23 protein-coding genes are annotated in these 24,797 nt (G+C 73.5%); 16 read left to right on the forward strand and 7 right to left on the reverse strand.

Features of this window, described 5'->3' with window-relative positions:
* Positions 1-42: 42 nt before the first annotated feature.
* A complete protein-coding gene (locus tag ASD18_RS10135; RefSeq protein ID WP_056090141.1) occupies positions 43-480 on the forward strand; it encodes a MarR family winged helix-turn-helix transcriptional regulator in 438 nt (145 codons plus the stop codon).
* Here ASD18_RS10135 and ASD18_RS10140 read toward each other — a convergent pair.
* Positions 467-835, reverse strand: coding sequence for a VOC family protein (locus ASD18_RS10140; RefSeq protein WP_056090144.1), 369 nt, complete (start codon positions 833-835; stop codon positions 467-469). The genes ASD18_RS10135 and ASD18_RS10140 overlap by 14 nt on opposite strands.
* 110 nt (positions 836-945) lie before the next feature.
* Between ASD18_RS10140 and ASD18_RS10145 the strand changes: the two genes are divergently transcribed.
* From ASD18_RS10145 to ASD18_RS10165, 5 genes are all read left to right on the forward strand, one after another.
* A complete protein-coding gene (locus ASD18_RS10145) occupies positions 946-1,722 on the forward strand; it encodes an LLM class F420-dependent oxidoreductase (protein ID WP_056090148.1) in 777 nt (258 codons plus the stop codon).
* A gap of 30 nt (positions 1,723-1,752) precedes the next feature.
* A complete protein-coding gene (locus ASD18_RS10150) occupies positions 1,753-3,375 on the forward strand; it encodes a metallophosphoesterase (protein ID WP_082573739.1) in 1,623 nt (540 codons plus the stop codon).
* A gap of 67 nt (positions 3,376-3,442) precedes the next feature.
* Positions 3,443-5,014, forward strand: coding sequence for a D-alanyl-D-alanine carboxypeptidase family protein (locus ASD18_RS10155; protein WP_056090151.1), 1,572 nt, complete (start codon positions 3,443-3,445; stop codon positions 5,012-5,014).
* A 25-nt stretch (positions 5,015-5,039) separates the two neighbouring features.
* On the forward strand, positions 5,040-5,717 hold the full coding sequence (locus ASD18_RS10160) for a metal-dependent transcriptional regulator (RefSeq protein WP_056090156.1): 678 nt from the start codon (positions 5,040-5,042) through the stop codon (positions 5,715-5,717).
* Between the two features lie 86 nt (positions 5,718-5,803).
* Positions 5,804-7,036 (forward strand): MFS transporter, encoded by a 1,233-nt coding sequence (locus ASD18_RS10165; RefSeq protein ID WP_056090159.1) that lies wholly within the window; start codon positions 5,804-5,806, stop codon positions 7,034-7,036.
* Here ASD18_RS10165 and ASD18_RS10170 read toward each other — a convergent pair.
* On the reverse strand, positions 6,974-8,689 hold the full coding sequence (locus ASD18_RS10170) for a helicase HerA-like domain-containing protein (RefSeq protein WP_056092001.1): 1,716 nt from the start codon (positions 8,687-8,689) through the stop codon (positions 6,974-6,976). The genes ASD18_RS10165 and ASD18_RS10170 overlap by 63 nt on opposite strands.
* Before the next feature lie 79 nt (positions 8,690-8,768).
* Between ASD18_RS10170 and leuS the strand changes: the two genes are divergently transcribed.
* The 5 genes from leuS to holA all read left to right on the forward strand — a co-directional run bounded on the left by leuS (position 8,769) and on the right by holA (position 16,265).
* On the forward strand, positions 8,769-11,657 hold the full coding sequence (gene leuS, locus ASD18_RS10175) for a leucine--tRNA ligase (protein ID WP_056090162.1): 2,889 nt from the start codon (positions 8,769-8,771) through the stop codon (positions 11,655-11,657).
* A 5-nt stretch (positions 11,658-11,662) separates the two neighbouring features.
* Entirely contained in the window at positions 11,663-12,622 is a 960-nt protein-coding gene (locus tag ASD18_RS10180) for a DegV family protein (protein ID WP_082573741.1), read from the forward strand.
* Between the two features lie 355 nt (positions 12,623-12,977).
* Positions 12,978-13,691 carry a ComEA family DNA-binding protein gene (locus ASD18_RS10185; RefSeq protein WP_082573743.1) on the forward strand — a complete coding sequence of 238 codons (714 nt, stop codon included), beginning with the start codon at positions 12,978-12,980 and terminating at the stop codon, positions 13,689-13,691.
* A complete protein-coding gene (locus ASD18_RS10190) occupies positions 13,688-15,226 on the forward strand; it encodes a ComEC/Rec2 family competence protein (protein WP_056090163.1) in 1,539 nt (512 codons plus the stop codon). Before ASD18_RS10185 ends, ASD18_RS10190 begins: the two co-directional genes overlap by 4 nt.
* 19 nt (positions 15,227-15,245) lie before the next feature.
* Positions 15,246-16,265: a DNA polymerase III subunit delta gene (gene holA / locus ASD18_RS10195; RefSeq protein WP_056092010.1), complete on the forward strand. Its 1,020-nt coding sequence runs from the start codon at positions 15,246-15,248 to the stop codon at positions 16,263-16,265.
* Positions 16,266-16,274: 9 nt separating this feature from the next.
* Here holA and ASD18_RS10200 read toward each other — a convergent pair whose 3' ends face one another.
* Positions 16,275-16,898 carry an EAL domain-containing protein gene (locus tag ASD18_RS10200; RefSeq protein WP_056090165.1) on the reverse strand — a complete coding sequence of 208 codons (624 nt, stop codon included), beginning with the start codon at positions 16,896-16,898 and terminating at the stop codon, positions 16,275-16,277.
* Between the two features lie 87 nt (positions 16,899-16,985).
* A complete protein-coding gene (locus tag ASD18_RS10205) occupies positions 16,986-17,714 on the reverse strand; it encodes an EAL and HDOD domain-containing protein (protein WP_056090168.1) in 729 nt (242 codons plus the stop codon).
* Positions 17,715-17,927: 213 nt separating this feature from the next.
* Between ASD18_RS10205 and ASD18_RS21035 the strand changes: the two genes are divergently transcribed.
* Together ASD18_RS21035 and ASD18_RS10210 are read left to right on the forward strand one after the other, a co-directional pair.
* The gene (locus ASD18_RS21035; protein WP_156387930.1) at positions 17,928-18,071 is read left to right on the forward strand and encodes a hypothetical protein; all 144 of its coding nucleotides are present in this window, start codon (positions 17,928-17,930) and stop codon (positions 18,069-18,071) included.
* Positions 18,072-18,163: 92 nt separating this feature from the next.
* Positions 18,164-19,486 carry a helix-turn-helix domain-containing protein gene (locus ASD18_RS10210; protein ID WP_056090171.1) on the forward strand — a complete coding sequence of 441 codons (1,323 nt, stop codon included), beginning with the start codon at positions 18,164-18,166 and terminating at the stop codon, positions 19,484-19,486.
* Between the two features lie 134 nt (positions 19,487-19,620).
* On the opposite strand, the gene rpsT is transcribed toward ASD18_RS10210, so the two are convergent.
* Together rpsT and ASD18_RS10220 are read right to left on the reverse strand one after the other, a co-directional pair.
* The gene (rpsT, locus tag ASD18_RS10215) at positions 19,621-19,881 is read right to left on the reverse strand and encodes a 30S ribosomal protein S20 (RefSeq protein ID WP_056090174.1); all 261 of its coding nucleotides are present in this window, start codon (positions 19,879-19,881) and stop codon (positions 19,621-19,623) included.
* A 207-nt stretch (positions 19,882-20,088) separates the two neighbouring features.
* Complete coding sequence (locus tag ASD18_RS10220) at positions 20,089-20,568, reverse strand: type II toxin-antitoxin system PemK/MazF family toxin (RefSeq protein ID WP_200938517.1); 480 nt, start codon at positions 20,566-20,568, stop codon at positions 20,089-20,091.
* 86 nt (positions 20,569-20,654) lie between these two features.
* Here ASD18_RS10220 and ASD18_RS10225 point away from each other — a divergent pair, with 86 nt between their 5' ends.
* From ASD18_RS10225 to ASD18_RS10235, 3 genes are read left to right on the forward strand one after another with little or no spacing between them, the layout of a single operon-like run.
* The gene (locus ASD18_RS10225; RefSeq protein WP_056090177.1) at positions 20,655-22,244 is read left to right on the forward strand and encodes a circularly permuted type 2 ATP-grasp protein; all 1,590 of its coding nucleotides are present in this window, start codon (positions 20,655-20,657) and stop codon (positions 22,242-22,244) included.
* Positions 22,238-23,167, forward strand: coding sequence for an alpha-E domain-containing protein (locus tag ASD18_RS10230; protein ID WP_056090179.1), 930 nt, complete (start codon positions 22,238-22,240; stop codon positions 23,165-23,167). The genes ASD18_RS10225 and ASD18_RS10230 overlap by 7 nt, the downstream gene beginning before the upstream one ends.
* Positions 23,164-24,003, forward strand: coding sequence for a transglutaminase family protein (locus ASD18_RS10235; protein WP_056090181.1), 840 nt, complete (start codon positions 23,164-23,166; stop codon positions 24,001-24,003). Before ASD18_RS10230 ends, ASD18_RS10235 begins: the two co-directional genes overlap by 4 nt.
* Before the next feature lie 3 nt (positions 24,004-24,006).
* On the opposite strand, the gene ASD18_RS10240 is transcribed toward ASD18_RS10235, so the two are convergent.
* The gene (locus ASD18_RS10240; RefSeq protein WP_056090184.1) at positions 24,007-24,708 is read right to left on the reverse strand and encodes a maleylpyruvate isomerase family mycothiol-dependent enzyme; all 702 of its coding nucleotides are present in this window, start codon (positions 24,706-24,708) and stop codon (positions 24,007-24,009) included.
* Positions 24,709-24,797 lie beyond the last annotated feature (89 nt).

The following is a 24,797-nucleotide window of genomic DNA, read 5'->3' on the forward strand; positions in this document are numbered from 1 at the left end:
GTTCGTGCCCTAACTATATGCGCACGATCTAGGGTGGGCCGCATGGACGATCCACTCGCCGTCGAGGCCCAGGTCTGCCTGACCATGTCCGCCGCAGCCCGCAGCCTGGTCGCGTTCTACCGTCCGCTGCTCGAGCCGCTCGGGCTGACGCACCCGCAGTACCTCACGATGCTCGCCCTGTGGCAGTACGGCCGCCTCTCGCTCAAGGACCTCGCCGCCCTGCTCCACCTCGAGCCCGCCACCGCGTCGCCGCTGGTCAAGCGGCTGGAGGCCATGGGGCTCGTCCGGCGCGAGCGGGCCGCGGACGACGAGCGCGCGCTCGACATCGTCGTGACCGACGCCGGCCGCGCGATGCGGGTCACCGCCGTCGGGATCCCGGCCGCGATGGTCGAGGGCCTGGGTCTCACGCCCGAGCAGATCGAGCAGATCCGCGCGGCGGCGGAGCTGCTGATCGCGGCGACGACGCCTACCCCCGCATGATCTGCTGCACGGCCCACCGGTTGCCGTCGGGGTCGGCGAAGAACGTGAACCGCCCCCACGGGAAGTCGACCACCGGCTCGGCGGCGACCCCGCGGCCCACCAGGTACTCGTACGCGGCGTCGGCGTCGGCGACCACCACCTGAAGCCCCTGCTGCGAGCCCGCGGACATCGTCGTCATGTTCACGTCCAGGACGATCGAGCAGGCCGAGCCCGGGGGAGTGAGCTGCACGAACCGCAGGTTCTCGTCGACCGGGATGTCGTGGTCGGCCACGAACCCGACCTGGTCGACATAGAACGCCTGTGCACGGTCGATGTCCGTCACGGGGACCGAGACGAGCTCCAGCTTCATGTCCATCGGTGCGACTCCTTTCGAGAGGTCATGAGAGAAGCCTCCTCGCAGTAGCGGTCAGCCGCTGTCCGCTGCTCGGACGGTCCGATCCTCGTGTCGTCCGTAGGCTCGACACCATGACCCACCCCATCCGCATCGGAGTCCAGCTCCAGCCCCAGCACGCCGACTACGCCCAGCTCCGCGACGCGGTGAGCCGCGCGGAGGACCTGGGGGTCGACGTCCTCTTCAACTGGGACCACTTCTTCCCGCTGTCGGGGGACCCGGACGGCAAGCACTTCGAGTGCTGGACGATGCTCGGTGCGTGGGCGGAGCAGACCAGCCGCGTGCAGATCGGCGCGCTGGTCACGTGCAACTCCTATCGGAACCCCGAGCTTCTGGCGGACATGGCCCGCACGGTCGACCACATCAGCGGCGGCCGGCTCATCCTCGGCATCGGCGCGGGCTGGTTCGAGAAGGACTACGACCAGTTCGGCTACGAGTTCGGCACGGCCGGTTCGCGGATCGCGGACCTGGCGCAGGCCATGCCGCGCATCAAGGCGCGCTGGGCGGCGTCCAACCCGACCCCGACGCGCGAGATCCCCGTGATGATCGGCGGCGGCGGCGAGCGCAAGACGCTGCGGGTCGTCGCCGAGCACGCCGACGTGTGGCACTCCTTCGGGGACGTCGACACGCTGAGCCGCAAGAGCGCGATCCTCGACGAGCACGGTGTCGAGGTCGGCCGGGACACCGCCGCCCTGGTCGAGCGCTCGGTCGGGGTCGGGTCCTCGCCGAGCGCGGTCGCCGACGCCCTCGTCGCGGCCGGGGCCACGCTGTTCACCGTGGGCACCAGCGGGCCGGACTACGACCTCTCGCTCGCCGCGGAGTGGGTCGCCTGGCGCGACGCGCAGGGCTGAGTCGGCCCCCGCGCCCTAGGCTCGGGGGCGATGAGCCACCCGAGCAGCCCCGACCAGGGTGTCGAGCGACGATGGTGGCCGCGTGCCCTCCTGGTCCTCGGCGCCGTCCTGGTCGCGGTCACGTTCGGGATCTCCACCGCGTCGGTCGAGAGCAGTCTCGGCCCGCACGAGGCGCGCTACGACGTGACCACGGACGACACGGTGACCGTCGACCTCGGCCCTCTCGGGACGCTCCAGATCGACTCGCCGCTCCCGTTGACGCTCGGGGTACGCGTCGTCGTGCAGGAGATCCCGGCGTCGGTCACCGAGCTCGACCAGTCCCGGACCCTGCAGGCGTTGAGCGGAGACCTGCAGAGCTACCTGCAGTTCTTCTCCGGCCCGCAGGCGACCGTGCAGGACGTCGCCCGCGCGCTGGGCGTGCAGGCGCTCGAACGGACCGGGCTGGCGCTCGCGGTCCTCGTCGGCGGCTGGTACCTGGCGCGGTTCCTGATCGGTGGGGCGCGGCGGGCGGAGCTGCACGAGCACGTGCGTCCGCACCTGCGGTCCGCCGTGGTCGGGGTGACGGTGATCGCGCTCGTCGCCACCGTCCTCACGTCGAGCCTCGGCCGGAGGGACCGGCCGTCCGTGTCGCAACCCGCGTCCGCGGTCTTCGACGGCACGCCGCTCGAAGGGGCGCGGGTGACCGGACGGCTCGGCGGTGTGATCGACACGTACGGCGGGCAGGTGGTGGCCGAGCTGCGCCGGAACGAGAAGTTCTACGCGGAGGCGAACGCCTCGCTCGAGGCCGCCTGGGACGACCGCCAGGACGTGTCGGAGAGTGGGGACCCGACACCCAGCACGAGCCCGACCGGACCCGACGAGGAGAGCCTGCTGACCGTCGTGGTGGTCTCCGACCTGCACTGCAACGTCGGCATGGCACCGCTGATCCGCACGCTCGTCGAGCGCTCGGGGGCCGAGCTCGTCCTGGACGCCGGCGACACCACGATCAACGGGACCTCGGTCGAGCAGTACTGCGTCACCACGTTCGCCCGCGCGGTGCCGGCGGGCGTGGAGCTGGTGACGTCGCCCGGCAACCACGACTCGCAGGAGACCTCGAGGAACTACGCGCGCGCCGGCGCGACGGTGCTGGATGGCGAGGTCGTCGAGGTGGACGGCCTGCGCATCCTGGGCGACAGCGACGCGAACGCGACGCGCGTCGGGGCCGGCGGGACCGCACAGGCGGGGACGGAGTCGTCGTCGGACGTGGCCGACCGTCTTGCGGACGTCGCCTGCGACGACTCCGACGGGGTCGACCTGCTGCTGATCCACACCCCCGCCGTGGGCCAGGATGCCCTCGAGAACGGGTGCGTCCCGGCGCAGATCTCGGGCCACCTGCACCGCCGCTACGGGCCGGAGCGCGTCGGCCGGGGGGTCCGGTACGTGAGCTCGAGCACCGCGGGCGCGACTCTCGGGCAGGCCACGGTCGGCCCTCTGCACGGCGTCGCGGAGCTGACCGTGCTGCGCTGGGACCCGGCCACCCGACGGTTCCTCGACTACCAGCTGGTGCAGGTGCGCCCCGACACGACGGTCTCCGTCACCTCGCGCCTGCGGTGGCCCGTGACCCCGGCGGTGCCCACAGAGCCGGGCAACCGCGCGACGCCTTCACCCGTGTGATCCGCGTCACGCGGGCCTAGGGTGGAGTTGCGCGCGAGCGAAGCCTCGGACGCGCGCGGGAGGGTGCATGGTCCGGGCTTCGACGACGATCGGCCGGGAGCGGGGTGCGCGGTCACACCCCGCCCTCCGTGCCGCCCTGGCCGGCGTCTGCGTGCTCGTGGGCATCGTCGTGCTGGCGCCGAGCGCGTCGGCCGCCCCCGGCGAGGCCGAGCTGCGCCCGGGGGAGGTGCTCGCGCCGGGCGAGGGACTGGTGTCGGCGGACGGCTCGCAGACGCTGGTGGTCCAGCCCGACGGCGTCCTGGCCCTGTTCGCTGCCGAGCCCGATCCGCGCTGGGTGTCCGGCCCCCCGAGCCCGGGGTCGCTGCTGCGGGTCGGTGAGGACGGCGTCGTCGCGCTGACCAGGCCGGACGGCACGGTCAGCTGGCAACCGGACGCACCGGCGAGCGCGGGGTCGACGTTGGTGCTGCAGGACGACGGCGACCTGGTGGTGCTCGACGCGCAAGGTGCTCAGGTCTGGGAGTCCGGCACCGCCGTGCAGCCGTCGATCCTCCCCTCGGGCGGCGTGCTGGCGCCCGGAGACGCCCTCTCCTCGCCGGACGGCCGGCACACCCTCCTCGTGCTCGACGACGGCACGGTCGCCCTGCTCGGCCCGGACGCGACGACCCGCTGGTCCACAGGGGCCGGCACCCCGGGGTCGACCCTGACCGTGCGCGAGGACGGCAACGTGGTCGTCGCGGACACGGACGGCAACCGGACCTGGCGCAGCCGCACCGCGGGCAACCCGGGCGCCACCCTCGTGCTCCAGGACGACGGGGACCTCGTGCTCTACGACGTCGCGGGCGCGCCCGTGTGGAGCACGGGGACCGTGCTCGGGCCGCCGTCGCTGGCGGCGGGCACGCCCCTGGAGGTCGGCCGGCAGCTGAGCTCGCCGGACGGCCACCTGCGACTGGAGCTCGGGGCGGACGGGCTCACCCTGAGCTACGACGGCTCGGTCGTGTGGTCCGCGCCCGTGCCCGGGGCGGCGGCGCTCGCCGTCCGGGACGACGGGACCGTCGCGGTGACCGGGGCGGACGGTGCGGTGCTGTGGACCAGCCTCACGGAGGCCAGCCCCGGGGCGACGCTCGAGCTCGAGGAGGGTGCGCTGCTCCTGCGCGCGTCGACCGGGCAGGAGCTGTGGCGCATCGACGTCCCGGCCGAGCTGACGGCCGCGACGGAGGTGGCCACCGACTGCGACGACGTCACCAAGCCCGTCCCTGAGTCCGACACCGTCGTCACGGGCCTCGGTGTCCGCGTCCACCCGTGCCTCGCCGACGCGCTCGACGCGCTGATGACCGCGGCGCGCGCCGACGGCATCGACCTGCACGCCTGGGGCTGGCGCAGCTCGAGCCAGCAGATCGCGCTGCGCGCCGCGAACTGCAGCCCGACCGAGGCCGACCCGTCGGTCGTCGCCTGCCGGCCGCAGACCGCACCGCCCGGGACGTCCCGGCACGAGCGCGGCCTGGCGCTCGACTTCACGACCGGGGGGTCGGTGCTCCGGTCCGGGTCGGCCGCCTTCGGTTGGCTGTCCGAGCACGCCGCCGACTACGGGCTCGAGAACCTGCCCGGCGAGCCCTGGCACTGGTCCGTCGACGGCTGGTGAGCGTCGGCGCCCTAGGCTGGAGGGCGTGAGCACGCCGACGACCCCCGAGCTGAGCGCCGTCACGCAGGACTATCTCAAGGTTGTGTGGTCGGCCCGCGAGTGGTCGGACCAGCCCGTGACCACCAAGATGCTGGCCCTGCGTCTGGGGGTCGGGGCGTCCACGGTGTCGGAGACGGTCCGGCGGCTCGCCGACAGCGGGCTGGTCACCCATCAGCCGTACGGTGCCGTCGAGCTCACGGCGGACGGCGAGCGGCACGCGCTCGCGGTCGTGCGCCGGCACCGCCTGATCGAGACGTTCCTCGTGGAGGTGCTCGGGTACGGCTGGGACGAGGTGCACGACGAGGCCGAGGTGCTCGAGCACGCCGTCTCGGACCTGTTCGTCGAGCGCATCGCCGCGCAGCTCGGGCACCCTCGCCGGGACCCGCACGGCGACCCGATCCCGGGCGTGGACGGGTCGCTCGACATCCCGGCGGCCAGCGTGCTGTGGGACGTGGAGCCGGGCCGGTGGGCGGTCGCGCGGATCTCCGACGCCGACGGCGGGCTCCTGCGCTACCTGGAGTCGGTCGGGCTGGTGCTGGACGCGCCGCTGCTCGTCGTGGAGCGCCGGACGGTCTCCGGCGTCATCTCGGTGCGGGTGGGGGAGCGCACGGTCGACCTCGGCGAGGTGGCGGCCCGCGCCATCTGGCTGGTCCCCGCCGCCTGACAGCCCGTAGGCTGGGCGACATCCACCGGAGCTGACGACGACGCACTCCGCACCGAGATCGAATCGATTCGTCCGGAGGCTCGTCGTTGGTCACCCTCACGCCCGCGCGCTCGCGCGCCGCGCTGTTCGCGCTCGCCCTCGGCGGGTTCGGCATCGGCACCACCGAGTTCGCGACGATGGGCCTGCTGCCCGAGATCGCCGACGACCTCGCAGTCTCGATCCCGACGGCCGGCCACGCGATCACCGCCTACGCGCTCGGCGTGGTCGTCGGCGCGCCGACCCTCGCGGCGCTGGGTGCCCGGCTCGACCGCCGGCGGCTCCTGCTGCTCCTCATGGTCGCCTTCACGGTCGGCAACGTCCTGTCCGCGTTCGCGCCGTCGCAGGGCTGGCTCGTGCTCGCGCGGTTCCTGGCCGGGCTGCCGCACGGGGCGTTCTTCGGGGTCGGCGCGGTGCTGGGCACGGCAGTCGTCGGACCGGAGAAGCGGGGTCGTGCGGTCGCCGCGATGATGGCTGGGCTGACCGTCGCGTGCGCGGTCGGGGTGCCGCTCTCCGCGATCCTGGGTCAGGCCGTCGGCTGGCGCTGGGCGTTCGTCGGCGTCGGCGTGCTCGGCCTGGTCACGCTCGCCGCCCTGAACGCCTGGACCCCGTCGCTGCCCGCGGCGGAAGGCACCACGGTCCGCACCGAGCTGGCCGCCCTGCGCAACAGCCGGCTCTGGATCGCGTTCGGCGCGGGCGCGATCGGGTTCGGCGGGATGTTCGCGGTCTACTCCTACGTCAAGCCGATGCTCACGGAGGTGACGGGGCTGGACGTCGCCCTCGTCCCGCTGGTGCTCGCCCTGTACGGGATCGGCATGACGCTCGGCACGCTGCTGGGCGGGCGGCTGGCCGACCGGTCGGTGCTCGGGACGGTCATCGGGGGCATGGTCGCGACGATCGTCGTGCTCGTCGTCATCGCGCTCGTCGGGACGTCTCCGGTGCCCGCCGTCCTGGCCCTCGTCCTGCTGGGCGTGACGTCCCAGGTGCTCGGTCTGTCCCTCCAGACGCGACTGATGGATGTGTCACCGGCGGCACCGTCGCTCGGCGCGGCCCTGTGCCACTCCGCCCTCAACCTGGGCAACGCGGCGGGCGCGTTCGCCGGCGGCCTGGTCATCGCCGGGGGCTTCGGCTACCTGGCGCCGGCGTGGGTCGGCGCGGGGCTCACCGCGCTGGGCCTGGTCGTCGTGCTCGTGTTCGGGCGCGGACCCGCTCCGGTGCTGTCAGCGCCGGCGGGTGCCGAAGATCGTGCGCGTGATCTCACGCCCGAGCTGAGTTCCCGCTGACCGCAGCAGGCTGTCCAGCGGGCTCGTCCGGCTGGTCGACCGCCGCGGCGCCGAGCGACGCGCCTCGCGGGCGGCCTCGTCGGCGCGGTCCTGCGCCTCCTCGGCCTCCTGCTCGCGCCGCGCGGCCTCCTGCGCCTTCTGCGCGCGCACCGCGAGCAGCTCGTACGCGGACTCCCGGTCCACGGCCACCGCGTACCGGCCCGACAACGGGGACGCCGCGACGGCGGCGGTCATGGTCGCCGCCGGCATCGGCTCCATCGACGACTGCGGTGCCCGCAACCGGGTCCAGGCGACCGGCGTCGGGGTCCCGCGCTCGGACTGGACCGTGACCACGGCCTCGCCGGTGCCCAGCGACTGGAGCAGCTGCTCGAGGTCGTAGGGGGAGGTCGGGAACGTGCGGGCGGCGGAGCGCAGCGCCTTCGCGTCGTCCGGGGTGAACGCGCGCAGGGCGTGCTGCACGCGGTTGCCCAGCTGGCCCAGCACGTCCGCCGGCACGTCCTTGGGGCTCTGGGTGACGAAGAAGACGCCGACGCCCTTGGACCGGATCAGCCGGACCGTCTGGGTCACCTGCGTGAGGAAGTCGGACGACGCGCCCGTGAACAGCAGGTGCGCCTCGTCGAAGAAGAACACGAGCTTCGGCTTGTCGGGGTCGCCCACCTCGGGCAGCTCCTGGAACAGCTCGGCCAGCAACCACATGAGGAACGTCGAGAACAGGGCGGGCCGGTCCTGCACGGCGGGCAGCTCGAGCGCGCTGATGACGCCGCGACCGTCGGGGGTGGTCGTCAGCAGCTCCGACACGTCGAACGCCGGCTCCCCGAAGAAGGCGTCGGCACCCTGGCTCTGCAGCGACACGATCTCGCGCAGGATGACCCCCGCGGTCGCCGCGGACAGTCCGCCGATCCCCTTGAGCAGCGGCTTGCCCTCGTCGCTGACCAGGTACGCGATGGTGGCCTGCAGGTCCTTGAGGTCCAGGAGCGCGAGCCCCTGGGTGTCGGCCCAGTGCATGATCAGGCTCAGGCTCGACTCCTGCGTCGCGTTCAGGCCCAGGACCTTGGACAGCAGCAGCGGCCCGAAGTCCGTGACCGTGGTCCGGACCGGCGAGCCCGTCCCGATCCCGCCGAGGCTGAGGAACTCGACCGGCGACGCGGTGGCCACCCAGTCCTGTCCGAGGCTGGACGTGCGGGCCAGGAGCTTCTCGCTCGACGTCCCCGGGACGGCGAGCCCGGACAGGTCGCCCTTGATGTCCGCGACGAACACCGGGACACCGGCCGCGGACAGGCCCTCGGTGAGGACCTGGAGCGTCTTGGTCTTGCCGGTGCCGGTGGCGCCGGCCACGAGGCCGTGCCGGTTCATCATCGCCAGGGGGATCCCGACCGGGACGTCCGGCCGGGCCGCGTCGTTCTCGACCAGTGCGCCGAGGGGGAGCATCGGGCCGGCGAAGGTGTAGCCGGCGGCGATCTGGGCGGCGTGCTCGGAGAGCGTCGTCGGCACGGGCTCGGCCGGCGCGATCACCTGCCCGGCGGCGGCCTCGGCGGCGGCCAGCGCTGCCGCGGCGGCCAGCGCCTTCGCCTCCGCCGCCTCGGCGGCCGCCTGAGCTGCTGCGGCGCGGAGGGCGGCGAGATCGGCAGGGGCGTCTGGCGTGCTGTCCGACATGACCGGAGCATACGGCCGCAGGCCGGGGCGCACCCGGCCTGCGTCCCGCGGGATCACGGGTGGTCGGTAAACTCGCCGGGTGACCTCGCAGGACGCCCCCACGCCGACCCCCACCGACGACGTTCCCTTCCGCTACACCGCCGATCTCGCGCGCGAGATCGAGCTGAGCTGGCAGGACACGTGGGCGGACCGCGGCACGTTCTTCGCCGCCAACCCCACGGGCGACCTCACCGACGGCGAGGGCCGGCACGCGGACCCCGCGCAGCCCGCGTTCTTCGTCATGGACATGTTCCCGTACCCCTCCGGCGCCGGGCTGCACGTGGGGCACCCGCTCGGGTACATCGCCACCGACGTGGTCGGCCGGTTCCGCCGCATGCAGGGCGACAACGTGCTGCACGCGCTGGGGTTCGACGCCTTCGGCCTGCCCGCCGAGCAGTACGCGGTGCAGACGGGCCAGCACCCGCGCGTGACCACCGAGGCGAACATCGAGGTCATGCAGCGGCAGCTGCGGCGCCTGGGCGTGGCGCACGACCCGCGGCGGTCGTTCGCGACCATCGACCCGGCCTACGTGCGCTGGACGCAGTGGATCTTCCTGCAGATCTTCGACTCCTGGTACGACGAGACCGCGCCGCGGCCCGACGGCGGCGTCGGCCGGGCGCGCCCGATCGCGGAGCTCGTCGCGGAGTACGACGCCGGGACGCGCGGCGACGAGTGGGCGGGTCTGGACGAGGTCGCGCGCCGGCGCGTGCTGGACACGCACCGGCTGGCCTACGTCTCCGAGACACCCGTGAACTGGTGCCCCGGGCTGGGCACGGTGCTGGCCAACGAGGAGGTCACCGCCGACGGCCGCTCCGAGCGGGGCAACTTCCCCGTGTTCCAGCGCAGCCTGCGGCAGTGGAACATGCGCATCACGTCCTACGCGGACCGGCTGATCGACGACCTGGAGCACATCGACTGGCCCGACAAGGTCAAGGCGATGCAGCGCAACTGGATCGGTCGCTCGTCGGGGGCCCGCGTCCGGTTCGCGGTGCAGGGCGGTGACCAGGTCGAGGTGTTCACCACGCGCCCCGACACCCTGTTCGGTGCCACGTTCGTCGTCGTCGCCCCGGAGCACCCCCTGCTGGACGAGGTGCCCGCGGCGTGGCCCGACGGCACCAAGGACCTGTGGACCGGCGGGCACCGCACGCCCGTCGACGCCGTCGCGTCCTACCGGGCCGAGACCGCGGCCAAGACGGCCGTCGAGCGCCAGGCCGACGCCGGCCGCAAGACCGGGGTGTTCACCGGCCACCTGGCGGCGAACCCGGTGAACGGCGAGCTGCTGCCCGTGTTCACCGCGGACTACGTCCTCATGGGCTACGGCACCGGCGCGATCATGGCGGTCCCGGGGGGCGACGTGCGCGACTTCGCGTTCGCCGAGGCCTTCGACCTGCCGATCGTCTACACGATCGACGCCCCCGAGGGCACCGAGCCCGGCGCCCGCACCGGCGACGGCGTCGCCATCAACTCGTCGAACGACGAGATCAGCCTGGACGGGCTCGGCGTGGCCGAGGCCAAGTCCGCGATCACCGACTGGCTGACCGCCAAGGGCGTCGGCGAGGGCACCATCACCTACCGCCTGCGCGACTGGCTGTTCAGCCGCCAGCGCTACTGGGGTGAGCCGTTCCCGATCGTCTACGACGAGCACGACCTGCCGCTGGCCGTCCCGCAGTCGGCCCTGCCCGTGAACCTGCCCGAGGTGCCCGACTACTCGCCGCGCACGTTCGACCCGGACGACGCGCACTCCACCCCGGAGCCGCCGCTGGGCCGCAACGAGGACTGGGTGAACGTCACGCTCGACCTCGGCGACGGCCCGAAGCAGTACCGCCGGGACACCAACACCATGCCGAACTGGGCCGGCTCCTGCTGGTACTACCTGCGCTACCTGGACCCTTCCAACGACACGCGGCTGGTGGACCCGACCCTCGAGCAGTACTGGATGGGACCGGGCCACGGGGAGCAGAAGCCCGACTCGATCGGCGGCGTCGACCTGTACGTCGGCGGTGTCGAGCACGCGGTCCTGCACCTGCTGTACGCGCGGTTCTGGCACAAGGTCCTGCACGACCTGGGGCACGTGGCCAGCGGTGAGCCGTTCCACAAGCTGTTCAACCAGGGCTACATCCAGGCCTACGCCTACACCGACGCCCGGGACGTGCACGTGCCCGCCGACGAGGTCGTCGAGGACACCGCGTCGGAGACCGGGTTCAGCTGGCAGGGCGAGCCGGTGAACCGCGAGTACGGGAAGATGGGCAAGTCGCTGAAGAACATGGTGACGCCCGACGACATGTACGCCGAGTACGGCGCCGACACCCTCCGCGTGTACGAGATGTCGATGGGCCCGCTGGACCTCTCGCGTCCGTGGGAGACCCGCGCGGTCGTCGGGTCGCAGCGGTTCCTGCAGCGGCTGTGGCGCAACGTCGTCGACGAGGGCACCGGTGCCACCGTCGTGTCCGAGGAGGCGCCCTCCGAGGAGACGCTGCGGGTGCTGCACCACGCGATCGCGGACGTCACCGCGGACATGGCCGCCATGCGGGTGAACACGGCCATCTCGCGCCTGATCGTCCTCAACAACCACCTGACGACGCTGCCGACGACGCCTCGCGCGGCGATCGAGCCGCTCGTCCTCATGACCGCGCCGGTGGCGCCCCACGTCGCCGAGGAGCTGTGGTCGCGGCTGGGTCACGACCGCTCGCTCGCCCACGAGCCGTTCCCGGTGGCCGATCCGGTGTACCTGGTCGAGGACACGGTCACCTGCATCTTCCAGGTGCAGGGCAAGGTCCGCGGTCGGGCCGAGGTCGCACCCGGCGTCTCCGACGACGAGCTGCGGGAGCTGGCACTGGCGGACGTCGGTGTCCAGCGCGCACTCGACGGCCGGGGCATCCGCACCGTGATCATCCGGGCGCCGAAGCTCGTCAACGTCGTCCCGGCCTGACCGGCATGCCCGGCCGCCGCCCGCCCGAGCAGCCGTCGGTCGCGATCGTCACCGACTCCACGGCGACGCTGCCCGAGGGCGCGGCCGAGCGGTGGGGCATCGGCGTCGTCCCGCTGGACGTCGTCGTGGACGGCGAGCGGCACATCGAGGGCGTCGACCTGACCCCTGACGCGCTGCTCGCCGCGCTGACCAGGGGCGCGAAGGTGTCGACCTCCCAGCCCTCACCCGCGGCGTTCGCCGCGGCCTACGACCGTGCGGCGGCGTCCGGCGCACGGGAGATCGTGTCGATGCACCTCTCGGGCGAGCTGTCGGGGACCGTCCGGGCCGCCCAGCTGGCCGCGGAGGCCGCTCCCGTGACGGTCCACGTGGTCGACTCGGGAGTGGTCGCCATGGCGCTCGGCTTCGCGGTGCTCGACGCCGCGCGGTTCTCCATCGGTCCACCGCGATCGGCCGCCGTCGCACCCACCGGGCCGCTCGCCGCGGCGCGCGCGTGGTGGCACTCCCGTGGGCACGCCGAGCCGTCGCTGCCGACCGGGGCCGACGTCGCCGAGCGCGGGCGGTCGGTCGCGTCGTCGACGCGGGTCTGGTTCCTCGTGGACTCGCTCGAGCACCTGCGCCGGGGAGGGCGGCTGAGCATGCCGGCGACGGCCTTCGGCATCGTGCTCGGCCTGCGTCCGATCCTCTCGCTGCAGGACGGTGCCCTCGAGGTGCTGGAGAAGGTGCGGACGCGACGGGCCGCCCGGGACCGGCTGGTCGCGCTCGCCGTCGCCGACATCGCCCGCCGACCGCACGCCAGGGTCGCGGTGCAGCACCTGGGGCAGCCCGAGATCGCCGCGACGCTGGCCGAGGAGCTCGCTGCGGCAGGCGGTGGACGGCTCGTGGAGACGGTCGTGTGCGAGTCCGGCGCGGTGCTCGCCGCGCACGCGGGCCCCGGTCTGCTGGCGATCGTCGTCGCCGACGCCTGACCCGTTCCTCGACCCGCCCACAGCCCGGACGCGACGACCGAGCGGGCACACCCCTGCGCCCCCGCGCCTCCGAGCGCGGTGGCGACCCTAGGTTCGGCGGGTGCGACGCCGTGACCGTGACCTCACCCGGACCACCCGGCGTCGGCTGACCGCACTGACCACTCCTCGTCCGACGGCAGAGCCGCCACGCCCGCCGCCGGCCACCACGAGGGGCCGGCCCGCCTTCCCCGAGGTGGCTGCACGACCCCGGTCGTCCGGGTGGGTCCCGCGTCCGCCGGGGGCGGTGAGCGTGGAGGGTGTCGTCGGGCCGGTGCCCCCGGATCCCGCGCACCGCACAGGCCCGTCTGTCCCCGCCATGTCGGACTCCCCGACCGGCCCGGCACCGCCACACCCGACCGCGCGGACGACCGCCGCGCTGCACGTCGCCGCCGCCGGGTACGCGGTCGCGCACGGGGACCCGATCGCTCGCACCCCGACACCACGTCGCCGACTGCGCTGGACGGTCTCGTGGCAGCTCGCTGCCACGGCAGGGGTCGTCGTGCTCCTGGTGGCGGGCGGGGTGGCGCTCCGGGCGGCGTCCGTCGCGCCCGGTCCCGCGGTGGAGCTCCCGGTCCCGGCGCCGAGCGGCACGGTCGTCCGCCCGACGGACTCGCCGGCCGAGGTGGTCGTCGACGTGGTGGGGGCGGTGAACGCGCCGGGCGTCGTCCGGCTCGCGGAGGGGTCGCGGGTGGTCGACGCGATCGCTGCGGCCGGTGGTGCCGGCCCCGACGCGCAGCTGAGCGCCCTCAACCTGGCGCGGCTGCTCGTCGACGGCGAGCAGATCACGGTCCCGCGCCCGGGGGAGCAGGCCGCGACGGCGTCGGGGCCTGCGGGCGGGGACGGGCTCCTCGACCTCAACGGCGCGGACGAGGCCGCGCTCGACGCGCTGCCCGGCATCGGCCCGGTCCTGGCGGGGCGGATCGTCGCGCACAGGGAGAAGGGACCGTTCACCTCGGTCGACGAGCTCGCCGACGTCGCCGGCATCGGCCCGACGCTGCTCGAACGGCTGCGTGAGCTGGTGCGGGTGTGACACCGCCCGAGCCGGTCGACGACAGCGACCCTCCACTCACCGTCGACGTCCGGCTCCTCCCCGCCGCCGTCGCCGCGTGGATCGCCGCGCTGGTGGTCGTCCGGGTGTCTCCGGACGCGGCCCTGGCCGGCGCCGCCGCAGGGCTGGTGCTCGTGCTCGGCGCGCTCGTGGTCGGTCGCGCTGGTGCGCGGGGTCGGGCGCCCCGGTTGCTCCAGGTGGTCGGTCCGGTGCTCGCCCTCGCGCTGGTCGCGGGATCGGCGGTGCTGGGCGCGGGCGCCGGCCAGACCGCCGCACGCGCGGACGGCCTGCTGTCGGTGCTCGCGCGTGAGGGGTCGGTGGGGACGGTCCAGGGGATCGTCGTCGCCGAGCCGACGGTGGTCCCGCCCGCCTGGCCCGGCGCCCCGGAACGCGTCCGGTGCCTGCTCGCCGTCGACCGCATCACCGCCGGCGGCCGGACGTCCGGCGCGACGGGCAGGGTCCTCGTGCTCGGCCCCTCGTCGTGGGCCTCGGTGCCGTACGGCGCGCGGGTCTCCGGCGCCGGCCGGGTGCATCCGGGGGAGCCCGGGAGCCGGACCGTGGCGGTGCTGCTGAGCAGTGGCGCGCCCGGGGTGGTCCGACCGCCGGCCGGGTCGGATGTCGCCGCCGCCGTGTTCCGGGACGGCATCGGCGCCCTCGCGGCCCGCCTCCCGGGCGACGCCGGGGCGCTCCTCGCCGGGGTGACGGTCGGCGACACCTCGACGGTCCCCGCCGACCTGACCGCCGCGCTGCGCACCGCCGGCCTGACGCACGTGACCGCGGTGTCGGGCGCCCACTTCTCACTGGTCGCCGCCCTGGTGCTCGCGCTCGCGTCCGCACTGCGGCTCCCTCGGGCGGCCCGGGTCGGACTGACGGTCGCGGCGATGGCCTGCATGGTCCTCGTCGTGCACCCGTCGCCGAGCGTGCTCCGCGCCGCGACGATGGGACTGGTGGCCGTGCTCGGGATCCTGCTCGGCCGCCCGCACCGAGCACCGGCGGCCCTCGCGGCGACCGTCGTGGTGCTCCTCGTCGCGGACCCGTGGCTGGCGGGAGAGCTCGGCTTCGTGCTCTCCGTGCTGGCCACGGGCGGTCTCGTGCTGCTGGGCGGGCCGCTCGCCGAACGCTGGACACCGACGTGCGGGCGCCCGGTCGCCACGGCACTCGCCCTGCCGGTCGCCGCGCAGCTGGTCTGTGCGCCGGTCATCCTCCTGCTGACGCCCACCGTCGCGCTCTACGCCGTCCCGGCGAACGTGCTGGTGGCGCCGGCGATCGCGCCGGCCACCGTGCTCGGCCTGGCTGCCGGCTGCGTCGCGCCGTGGTGGGGCGCCGGCGCTCAGGTCCTGTCCCTCGGGGCGGGTGCGGCGTGCTGGTGGATCGGCGCGGTCGCCAGGGTGGCCGCCGCAGCGCCGGGGGCGCAGGTGGCGTGGGTGCCGGGGTGGGCCGGTGTCGCCCTGCTCATCGCGGCGGGCGGGTGCGCCCTCCGGCTGCTCGTGGTCCGCCGCGCGTCGGGGCGTGGGTGACATCTGGCAGGCTGTGCGCGTGCCCCCCGCCACCCGTCGTCCCGCGTCCCGCGCCACCCGGGGCACGGTCGGCGTCTCGTGGGAAGCGGTCGAGCTGGCGCCGGTCCTGCTGGTCAGTGGCTCCGAGGGCTTGCTCGCCGACCGTGCGGTCGACCGCGTGGTGGCCCTCGCCCGCGCCGCCGACCCCGGGGTCGAGGTCACGCGGATCGACGCGGCCGACTACACGGTGGGCACTCTCGGGGTGGTGTCCAGCCCGTCCCTGTTCGCCGAGGACAAGGTGCTCGTGATCGACGGGCTCGAGCGCGCGGGGGACGACCTGCTCAGCGACGTCACCGGCTACCTCGTCGCGCCCCCCGCCGACGTCGTGCTGGTCCTGCGCCACGCCGGTGGCCAACGCGGCAAGAAGCTGCTGGACGCGCTCCGCGCCTCGGGGGTGCCCACGGTGGCGTGCGACGTGATCAAGTCCGACGGCGACAAGAGCGCCTTCGTCACCGCCGAGCTCCGGCGGGCGGGCCGCCGCGCGGACGCCCAGGCGGTGCGCGCCCTGGTCGACGCGGTCGGGAGCGACCTGCGCGAGCTCGCGTCGTCGTGCGCGCAGCTCGTCGCGGACACCACCGGCCTGATCGGGCCCGACGTGGTCGAGCGCTACTACGGCGGGCGCATCGAGGCGACCGGGTTCCGGGTCGCCGACGCAGCGGTCGCGGGGCAGACCGGGCAGGCCGTGTCCCTGTTGCGGCACGCTCTGGCGACCGGCGTGGACCCCGTGCCGATCGTCGCTGCCCTCGCGGCCAAGCTGCGGGTGCTGGCCAAGGTCGCGGCCGTGCGTGGTCGCGGAGCGGGTGCGGTCCGGGACCTCGGGCTGGCACCGTGGCAGACCGATCGCGCGATGTCGGAGCTGCGTCGGTGGACCCCCGAGGGGCTGGCGAGCGCGATCTCGGCCGTCGCGCAGGCGGACGCCGAGGTCAAGGGCGAGGGGCGTGACCCGCAGTTCGCCGTCGAACGCGCCGTCCTGCGGGTCGCGGGAGCGGTCGGGAGCTGAGGGTCGGCGCTAGAGGGCCAGCGTGATCGCCGGACCCAGCACGTCGCCCTGGAACAGGTCGAACCCCCACGCGCGACACTCGTCGACGAGGGCGGCGTCGGCCACCCGCTCGGCCACGAGCATGGCCCCGTGGCGACGCCCGAGCTCCACGAGCGCCGCCCCCTGGCGGTGCACGTCCCGGCAGTCGATCTTCACGAAGTCGGCGTAGGGCATCATCGCGACCTGGTCCGGTGCGGCGGAGAAGTCGTCGATCGCGATCCGGTACCCGCGCGAGCGCAACCGCTGCAGACCTGCGAGCACCTCGTCGTCGACAGTCACGGACTCGACGATCTCGAGCACGAGCCGCCCGGCGTGCGCCGGGAGCCGCCGGTCGTCGACCAGGAACGAGCGGGTGACGTTCACGAAGGCGAACGAGGTCGCCGCCGGAGGCCCGTCGCCGAAGAGCACGTCGAGCACGGATGCCGTCGCCACGTCCTGGCGGTCGGAGTGCCACCGGTCGACCTGCGCGGGCAGCCCGTCACGGGACCGGTACAGGAACTCGTTGCCGAACAGCTGACCGTCCGCGGTCCAGATCGGCTGGCGCGCGATCGGGAGCCGAGACGGGACGGCGGGGGAGACGACGGGCGCGGTCACACCGGATGAGAGCGTCGCGGGTGCGGTCTATGACGCCGTTCACCCGACCGGAGCAACGAGCTGTCACGGGCGGGGTTGCGCAAGGGCCTAAAGGCTCACGCGGCGTGCGCCTGCACGGTCGAGCACACCGGCGCGCTCGAGCAGGTTCCCCTGGAACAGGGTGAAGCCGAGGTCGCGGGCGTGCCGGAGGGTGTCGGGGCTCTCCACGTACTCGGCGATGAGCAGGGCACCGTACGACCGGGCGAGATGGACCACCGGCGGGCCCTCGACGTCGAGGTCCCGCACGTCGATCTTGACGAAGTCGGCGTGGGGGAGCAGGCGCCGCTGGTTCGGGTTGCTCACGAAGGACGGGACCGCGATGCGGAAGCCTTCCTCGCGCAGCCGACGGATGCCCGACAGCACCGCGGCGTCGACCGTGACGGCGTCGTTCACCTCGATCACCAGGCGGTCAGGGCGCCGGGGGATGGGCAGGTCTCCCACCAGGTAGGCGCGCGGGCACCGCACGAACAGCAGCCGGCCGTTGGCGACGTGCTCGAGGTCGGCCCTCCCGAACGTGGCTCCGAACACGTGGGCCGTGGCCCGCTCGTGCTGGTGGGAGCTCCATGACATCGCCGCCGCGGTGTGCTGGTCCGGGGAGCGGAACGACAGCTGGTAGGCGAACGGCCGTCCGTGCTCGGAGAAGATCCCCTGCCGCGCGACCAGCACCGGCTCCTGGGAGATCCGCTGTGCCCACTCGTGCCGAAGGGCAAGAGGGATGGCGTCCTCCACCGCAGCCGCAAGATGCGCGAGCCGCCCGTCGGCGTCGTCCGGTGTCATGGGATCTATGACACCACAAGATCTACGCTGTGAACCGATGATGTGCGGGTGGAATTTTGGAGGCGTCCTCCCACCGCTGCTCGCAGGGTTGTCCGGCCCACGAACATTCACCCGTTCAGGGCCGGACCGGTGGGTAGTGGGAGACACCCGGCAATCCGCACGTCATCATGGGCACCACCCGAACCGTCGTCCAGAGAAGAAGGAGCACCCCTCATGCCCAGACCGATCAAGACCGCTCTCGTGATCCTCGCGGTGATCGGGTCATTCGCACTCGCACCGACGTCGGCGATCGCTGACGGCAGCGACTCGACGAACTCGGGAGGCGCCAGCGGCTGCTGCAGGATCACGCTCAACTGACCGTCGCCCCGGGTGCACAGCGGAGGCACAGACACGCCGCCTTCCGCGGGGGGTGGTGCAACCGGGGGACGTCACACATACAATGACTGACCATGACCACGATTGCTGACCGGGTACGCGAGGCCCGGATCGCTGCTGGGTTGTCCCAGACCTCGCTCGCGGGGTCCGCGTTCTCCCCCAGCTACATCTCCTTGATCGAGGCGGGTCATCGTGAACCGACCGACTCCGCGCTCGCCGTGCTGGCCACCCGCCTGGGCACGACCCTCGAATACCTGAAGCACGGTGAGGACGGTCCCAACGAGGCGCGCACGCGCCTGGAGATCGACTACGCCAAGCTGGACATGACCCAGGGCGACGCCGCCGGGGCCAGGCGCCGGCTGGAGTCGCTGGACCTCGACATCGTGTCGCCGGCCGTCCGCGTCGAGGCCCTGACCACGTTGGCACACGCCTTCGAGGTGCTCGGCGACCTCGAGTCGTCCGTGGCCATCCTGGAGCCGCTCCTCGCTGACTCGCGGGCGCGGACCCACCACGTGGAGTCGGCCAAGCTGGCCAACGAGCTGGTGGCGTCGTACCTCGAGGCCGGTGACCTGCACCGCAGCGTCGAGGTGGGTGAGCGGACGCTCGACGAGCTCGAGGCCGCGGACCTGAGCGGGACCGACGAGCACCTGCGCCTCGCGTCGACCGTCCTGTGGGCATACGTCGAGCGTGGTGACCTGCTCTACGCCACCCACCGGGCGGCCGAGCTGGTGCGGCTCGCGGAGTCGTTGGGCACCCCCCGGGGGCGCGGCAGCGTCTACTGGAACGCCGCGCTCGTGGCCGAGCAGCGTCGCGACTACGAGCTCGCGCAGCGCTACACGGAGCGCGCGCTCGCCCTGCTGTCCGAGGGCGAGGCCGACCGTGACCTGCCGCGGCTCCGGCTCAACTACGCGTGGCTCCTGCTGCGCTCCGACCCGGTGGACCCGCGCGGGGCTCTGGACCAGATCGAGCGGGCTGCTCCCGGTCTCGCGGTCCTCGGTTCCGAGCTCGACCTGTCGCGGACCGACGTCGAGCGGTCCCGTGCGCACCTGCTCCTCGGTGACATCGACTCCGCCGAGCGGTTCGCGGTCGCGGCTCTCGAGCGCCTGGGTGACCCGCCGCGTCTGGAGACCGCGTTCGCGCAGCTCTCCCGTGGCGACGCCCTGCACGCTCGGGGTGACGTCGTGGGTGCGGCGCGCGCGTACGAGTCGGCGGCGGACCTGCTCGGGATGATGTCCGCGTCCCGTCAGTCCGCGTCGGCGTGGCGTGACCTGGGCGACCGGTACGCCATGCACGGTGACAGCGCGGCGGCTGCGCAGGCGTACGACCGCGCGCTGCGCGAGGCAGGCTTCCGTCCGACGATCCCGCTCAGCTCCTGGGAGACCTGGTCGCTGACCTGATCGACGGTCGGAGAACAGTGAAGGCGTCACCCCGCAGGGGGGGTGACGCCTTCACTGTTGCTCTGGGCGGCTGACGCCACCCGGCCGGCGGTCAGACCTGGTGCGTGACCAGGCCCGACCAGCTCAACGGATGGTCAGAGCGCGCCGACCGACTTCGCCAGCGCCGACTTCTTGTTGGCGGCCTGGTTCTCGTGGATGACACCCTTCGAGACGGCCTTGTCGAGCTTGCGCGACGCCTCGACGAGGGCCGTCGAAGCGGCCTCCTTGTTGCCACCGGCGACAGCCTCGCGGACGCGACGGATGTGCGTCTTGAGCTCGGACTTCACCGCCTTGTTGCGCAGGCGCGCCTTCTCGTTGGTGGTGATGCGCTTGATCTGGGACTTGATGTTGGCCACGTGTGGACTCTCTTGTGCGTTCGCCGAAGCGATCTGACAGGTCTAGAGGGCGGCGCACAGCTCCGGGACTAGGGCGTGGGGACACCCGCGGAGAGGAACTGGGCTTGTGCCCGCCGACCCGGGCGGACACGCGAGTGACCATGTTAGCAGGCGAGAGCCCCGTGGCTGAACGCTGTGACGGGCCTGACAGGGCTCGCCGCGGTCGGGTCAGGGCTGCGTCCTGCGCAGCTCCGCGGCCACCCGGTCGAACAGGGCACGGTCCACGATCGCGCCCTCGCGGCGGACCGCCGACGCGTCCAGGCTGAGAACACGGTCGAGGCGGACCTCGCTCGGACGACGCTGGGAGTCCCAGGCGCCGCTGCCGATGTCCATCCACACCCGACCCCGCCGCGCCTCCAGGGCGGCGTCGCGCGAGTGGTCCTTGCTCGTGAGCATGAGGCCCCGGAGCCGCGTCCCGTCCCGCCCGATGACCAGCACCGGGCGGTCCTTGCCCTTGCTCGGGTCGTCCTCGTAGGGGACCCACGCCCACACGATCTCGCCCGGGTCGGCGTCGCCGTCCAGCCGGGGCGAGTACTCCAGACCGCCGGGGAGCGGGGTTCGCGTCGGTGTGCGCGAGGTGCGCGTCAGGCCGGCGACGGCGTCGCGCAGGATGCCGCGCACCCGGGTCCAGCCAGAGGTCGTGGTCACGGGACGACGGTACCGGCGCGTCGGTCGGCTCGCCGAGGACCCTCCACGAAACGCGGCGTTATCACCGGGCGGTTACTGTCCGGATCATGGCGGACCTGTTCGACGACTACCCGACCGGCCCGGCGTGGGACGAGATGATCGACCCCGACGGCGGCGGCTCACGCGCGGCCTACAAGGGGCTGCACCGCGCACTCGCCCAGCTGAGCGCCGGAGAGCTGCGGGCGCGGGCCGAGACGTTGGCCCGGTCGTACCTGGCGCAGGGCGTCACCTTCGACTTCGCGGGTGAGGAACGGCCCTTCCCGCTCGACGTGGTGCCGCGCGTGCTGGCGGGCGACGAGTGGGAGCACGTGGCGCCCGGCGTGGCGCAGCGCGTGCGCGCGCTGGAGGCGTTCCTCGCGGACGTCTACGGTCCGCAGCGCGCCATCGCCGACGGGGTGATCCCGCGCAGCGTCGTCGTGTCGTCGACCAACTTCCTGCGCGCCGCCCGCGGCATCAACCCGCCGAACGGTGTCCGCGTGCACGTCTCCGGCATCGACCTGGTGCGGGACAGCCTCGGCGGCTGGCGCGTCCTGGAGGACAACGTCCGGGTGCCCAGCGGCGTCAGCTACGTGCTGTCCAACCGGCGCGCGATGGCGCAGACGTTCCCCGAGCTGTTCGCGGCCCTGCGGATCCGGCCCGTCGCCGACTACCCCCGCCGGCTCCTCGCGGCGCTCACGGCGGCGGCTCCGTCCGGGGTCGACGAGCCGACTGTCGTCGTACTGACGCCGGGCGTGTTCAACAGCGCCTATTACGAGCACTCGCTGCTCGCCCGGATGATGGGCGTCGAGCTGGTGGAGGGACGCGACCTGTTCTGCTCCGGCGGGCGCGTCTGGATGAGGACCACCGAGGGTCGGCGGCGGGTGGACGTCATCTACCGGCGCGTCGACGACGACTACCTCGACCCGGTCGTCTTCCGCAACGACTCCTACCTCGGCAGCCCGGGCCTGATGACGTGCGCGCGCAACGGGACCGTGACGATCGCGAACGCCGTCGGCAACGGCGTGGCCGACGACAAGCTCGTCTACACCTACGTCCCCGACCTCATCCGGTACTACCTGAGCGAGCAGCCCATCCTGCGCAACGTGGACACGTGGCGGCTGGAGGAGCCCGACGCGCTCGAGGAGGTGCTGGACCGGCTCGACGAGCTCGTGGTCAAGCCGGTGGACGGCTCAGGCGGCAAGGGGCTGGTGGTCGGGCCACGTGCCTCCGCGGCCGAGCTGGCCACGCTGAAGGTCCGGCTCCGGGACGACCCGCGCGGGTGGATCGCGCAGCCGGTGGTGCAGCTGTCGACCGTGCCGACCCTCGTCGAGGACGGCCTGCGCCCGCGGCACACGGACCTGCGCCCGTTCGCGGTGAACGACGGCGAGTCGGTCTTCGTGCTCCCCGGCGGGCTGACCCGGGTCGCTCTCCCGGAGGGCGAGCTGGTGGTCAACTCGTCGCAGGGTGGTGGGTCCAAGGACACGTGGGTGCTCGGCGGCGCGGTCCCGCGCCGGGCGGTGCGCCGCGAGACCGACCTCCCGCAGGCCGTCGCGCAGGACTCGGCGGTCCCCATCGACTCCAACCCCAACGACGTGCGCGCCCAGGTGATGCAGCAGCAGCAGGGCCGGACGTCGACCGCAGGAGGTGTCTCGTGCTGAGCCGGATCGCGGAGTCGCTGTTCTGGATCGGACGCTACGTCGAGCGCGCGGACGACACCGCCCGCCTGCTCGACGTGCACGTGCAGATCCTGCTCGAGGACCCGTGGGCGGAGGAGGACCTGGCCTGCCGGTCGCTGCTGTCCGTCATGGATCGCGAGCCTCCGCCCGCGCACGTCGAGGTCGGCCGCGAGTACGTGCTCGACATGCTCGCGTACGACCGGTTCGCCCCGTCGTCGATCGCCGGGTCGCTGGTGTCCGCGCGGGAGAACGCCCGGCGCGCCCGCGAGATCATCTCGACCGAGCTGTGGGAGTGCCTGAACGCGACCTGGAACCAGCTGCCGTCGCACATGCGGCCGGCGCGTCCGCACGACTACTTCACCTGGGTGCGGGAGCGGGCGGCCATCGTCGCCGGGATCATGGACTCCGCGACCTCGCGCGACGACACCTGGAACTTCATGGTGCTCGGGCGCTCGATCGAGCGGGCGGACATGACCGCGCGGCTGCTGACCACCCGGGCGCTCGCCGGCTCGGCCGGTCCCAGCTGGACCACCCTGCTGCGCTCCTGCGGTGCCCACGAGGCGTTCCTGCGGATGTACCGCGGGGCGGCGTCCGACGAGCGCGCCGCCGGGTTCCTGCTGACCGACCGGCTGTTCCCGCGCTCCATCGTGTTCGCGCTGAACCAGGCGGAGGCGTGCCTGGCCAACCTCGAGGGCGCGTCGGACCGGGCCGCGGTCGACGACGCACGGCGCCACATCGGCTACGTGCGCACGAATCTCGAGTACCGGCCGCTGATCGAGGTGCTGGACGCGCTGCCCAAGGAGATGGAACGCGTGCAACGAGCGTGTTCGGCGGCCTCCGACGCGATCCGCGGCCGGTACTTCCCGAGCGCGTCCTCGACCAACTGGGTGGGAGAAGCACTGTGAGCCGGTTGCGGGTCGTGCACACGTCGACGTTCCGGTACACCAGCGCCGTGCTGGCGTCGTACAACGAGGCGCGGATGACGCCGTTCTCCCAGCAGGGACAGACGGTGCTCGAGACGAAGATCGAGGTGCAGCCGCACACCGGCTGGTCCGAGTACCGCGACTACTGGGGCACGGCGGTGACCGCCTTCGAGGTGCTCACACCGCACGAGTCGATGGTGATCACCGCGGAGCACCTCGTCGAGGTGGCGGAGCGCGGTCCGCTGCGCAGCCCGGCCGGGTGGGACACGCTGCGCGGGGGCGAGCTGCGCGACCGACTGGCCGAGTTCCTGTCCGACACCCCGACCACGGCGCCGCCGGAGGACGTGGTCGAGCTCGCGCGTCGCGTGGCGGGCGACCTCGAGCCGGCCGAGGCGGCCCTGGCGGTGTCCGCGGCGCTGCGCGACGAGATGGAGTACATCCCCGGCGTCACCACGGTGCACACGCCGGCGTCGGAGGCGTGGACCGCGCGCGCGGGGGTGTGCCAGGACATCGCGCACCTGGTCACCGGAGCGCTGCGGTCGATCGGGATCCCGGCGCGGTACGTGTCGGGCTACCTGCACCCGGACTCGGCGGCGCCGGTGGGCTCGACGGTGCTCGGCGACTCGCACGCGTGGGTGGAGTGGTGGGTGGGCGAGTGGTTCGCCTACGACGTGACCAACCGGGTGATCGCGGGGGACCACCACGTGGTGCTCGCGCGAGGCAGGTCCTACGACGACGTGCCGCCCCTGCGGGGGATCTACGCGGGGGCGGGCACCCAGGACGCCGAGGTCCAGGTGCAGATCACGCGCGAGGCTTGACGATCAGGGTGTCAGCCGGCGACCGAGCGCGTCGTCCAGCGCGCCGGCGTCGCCGTCGACCGTGAGGCGCGGGTGGTCGGGGGTGGCGCGTCCCCACAGCAGCAGCGCGAGGGCGTCGGCCGGACCGGTCACGGTGGCGGCGGGGTGCGTGGTCCCGCCGAGCAGCCACGTGCGCCCGGCGTCGTCCGCGACGAGCTCGATCGGTGCGGCGAGCGGCTCCATCCGGCCCATGCGCTCCTGACGGGGCTGCATCACGGTCACGACCTCGTCGACCGTGTCCGCCCAGAGCCAGGCGTCGACCGTCAGGTCCAGCCCGCCCGCGGTGCGCAGGTCCCACAGGTGGACGAGGGTCTCGTGCGTCTGGCGGCGGTGCCAGAACGACGCCGGCCCGTTCTCGAGCAGCGTCCAGGCCTCGGCGTCCGGGCCCAGCTCGGTCAGCGTCTCGCGCAGCTCCGCGGCGCAGGTGGCGTAGAGCTCCTCGAGCACGAACGGGCCGCGGCCGAGCGGTGTCTCCTGCCGACGACGGGCCTGGCCGGCGGCCCAGTGGTGGATGCGGGCGAGGTGGACGACGAGGTCCTTGACCCGCCAGCGGCCGCACCAGGGCACGCGCGTGGCGGGGTCGACGAGGGGGATCGTCGCGAGGAAGTCGTCCTGCAGCCCGCCGAGCACCGCGAGCAGGTCGGGAGAGTTCCGGGTCGACGTCATGGGACCATGGTGGGACCGACCACCGACAGCCGACAGGCTGGCACCGGTCACCGTCCGTCGGGAAGGCGCCACCACGCGCGCCACCGACT

Source organism: Cellulomonas sp. Root137, from assembly GCF_001426725.1.
Lineage (GTDB): Bacteria > Actinomycetota > Actinomycetes > Actinomycetales > Cellulomonadaceae > Cellulomonas.

What these genes read in the sequence shown, in the direction of transcription:
- ASD18_RS10135 (WP_056090141.1), top strand. Translation starts at nt 43, where the DNA reads ATGGACGATCCACTCGCCGTCGAGGCCCAGGTCTGCCTGACCATGTCC.
- ASD18_RS10140 (WP_056090144.1), bottom strand. Translation starts at nt 835, where the DNA reads ATGGACATGAAGCTGGAGCTCGTCTCGGTCCCCGTGACGGACATCGAC.
- ASD18_RS10145 (WP_056090148.1), top strand. Translation starts at nt 946, where the DNA reads ATGACCCACCCCATCCGCATCGGAGTCCAGCTCCAGCCCCAGCACGCC.
- ASD18_RS10150 (WP_082573739.1), top strand. Translation starts at nt 1,753, where the DNA reads ATGAGCCACCCGAGCAGCCCCGACCAGGGTGTCGAGCGACGATGGTGG.
- ASD18_RS10155 (WP_056090151.1), top strand. Translation starts at nt 3,443, where the DNA reads ATGGTCCGGGCTTCGACGACGATCGGCCGGGAGCGGGGTGCGCGGTCA.
- ASD18_RS10170 (WP_056092001.1), bottom strand. Translation starts at nt 8,689, where the DNA reads ATGTCGGACAGCACGCCAGACGCCCCTGCCGATCTCGCCGCCCTCCGC.
- ASD18_RS10180 (WP_082573741.1), top strand. Translation starts at nt 11,663, where the DNA reads ATGCCCGGCCGCCGCCCGCCCGAGCAGCCGTCGGTCGCGATCGTCACC.
- ASD18_RS10185 (WP_082573743.1), top strand. Translation starts at nt 12,978, where the DNA reads ATGTCGGACTCCCCGACCGGCCCGGCACCGCCACACCCGACCGCGCGG.
- ASD18_RS10205 (WP_056090168.1), bottom strand. Translation starts at nt 17,714, where the DNA reads ATGACACCGGACGACGCCGACGGGCGGCTCGCGCATCTTGCGGCTGCG.
- ASD18_RS21035 (WP_156387930.1), top strand. Translation starts at nt 17,928, where the DNA reads ATGCCCAGACCGATCAAGACCGCTCTCGTGATCCTCGCGGTGATCGGG.
- ASD18_RS10210 (WP_056090171.1), top strand. Translation starts at nt 18,164, where the DNA reads ATGACCACGATTGCTGACCGGGTACGCGAGGCCCGGATCGCTGCTGGG.
- ASD18_RS10225 (WP_056090177.1), top strand. Translation starts at nt 20,655, where the DNA reads ATGGCGGACCTGTTCGACGACTACCCGACCGGCCCGGCGTGGGACGAG.
- ASD18_RS10240 (WP_056090184.1), bottom strand. Translation starts at nt 24,708, where the DNA reads ATGACGTCGACCCGGAACTCTCCCGACCTGCTCGCGGTGCTCGGCGGG.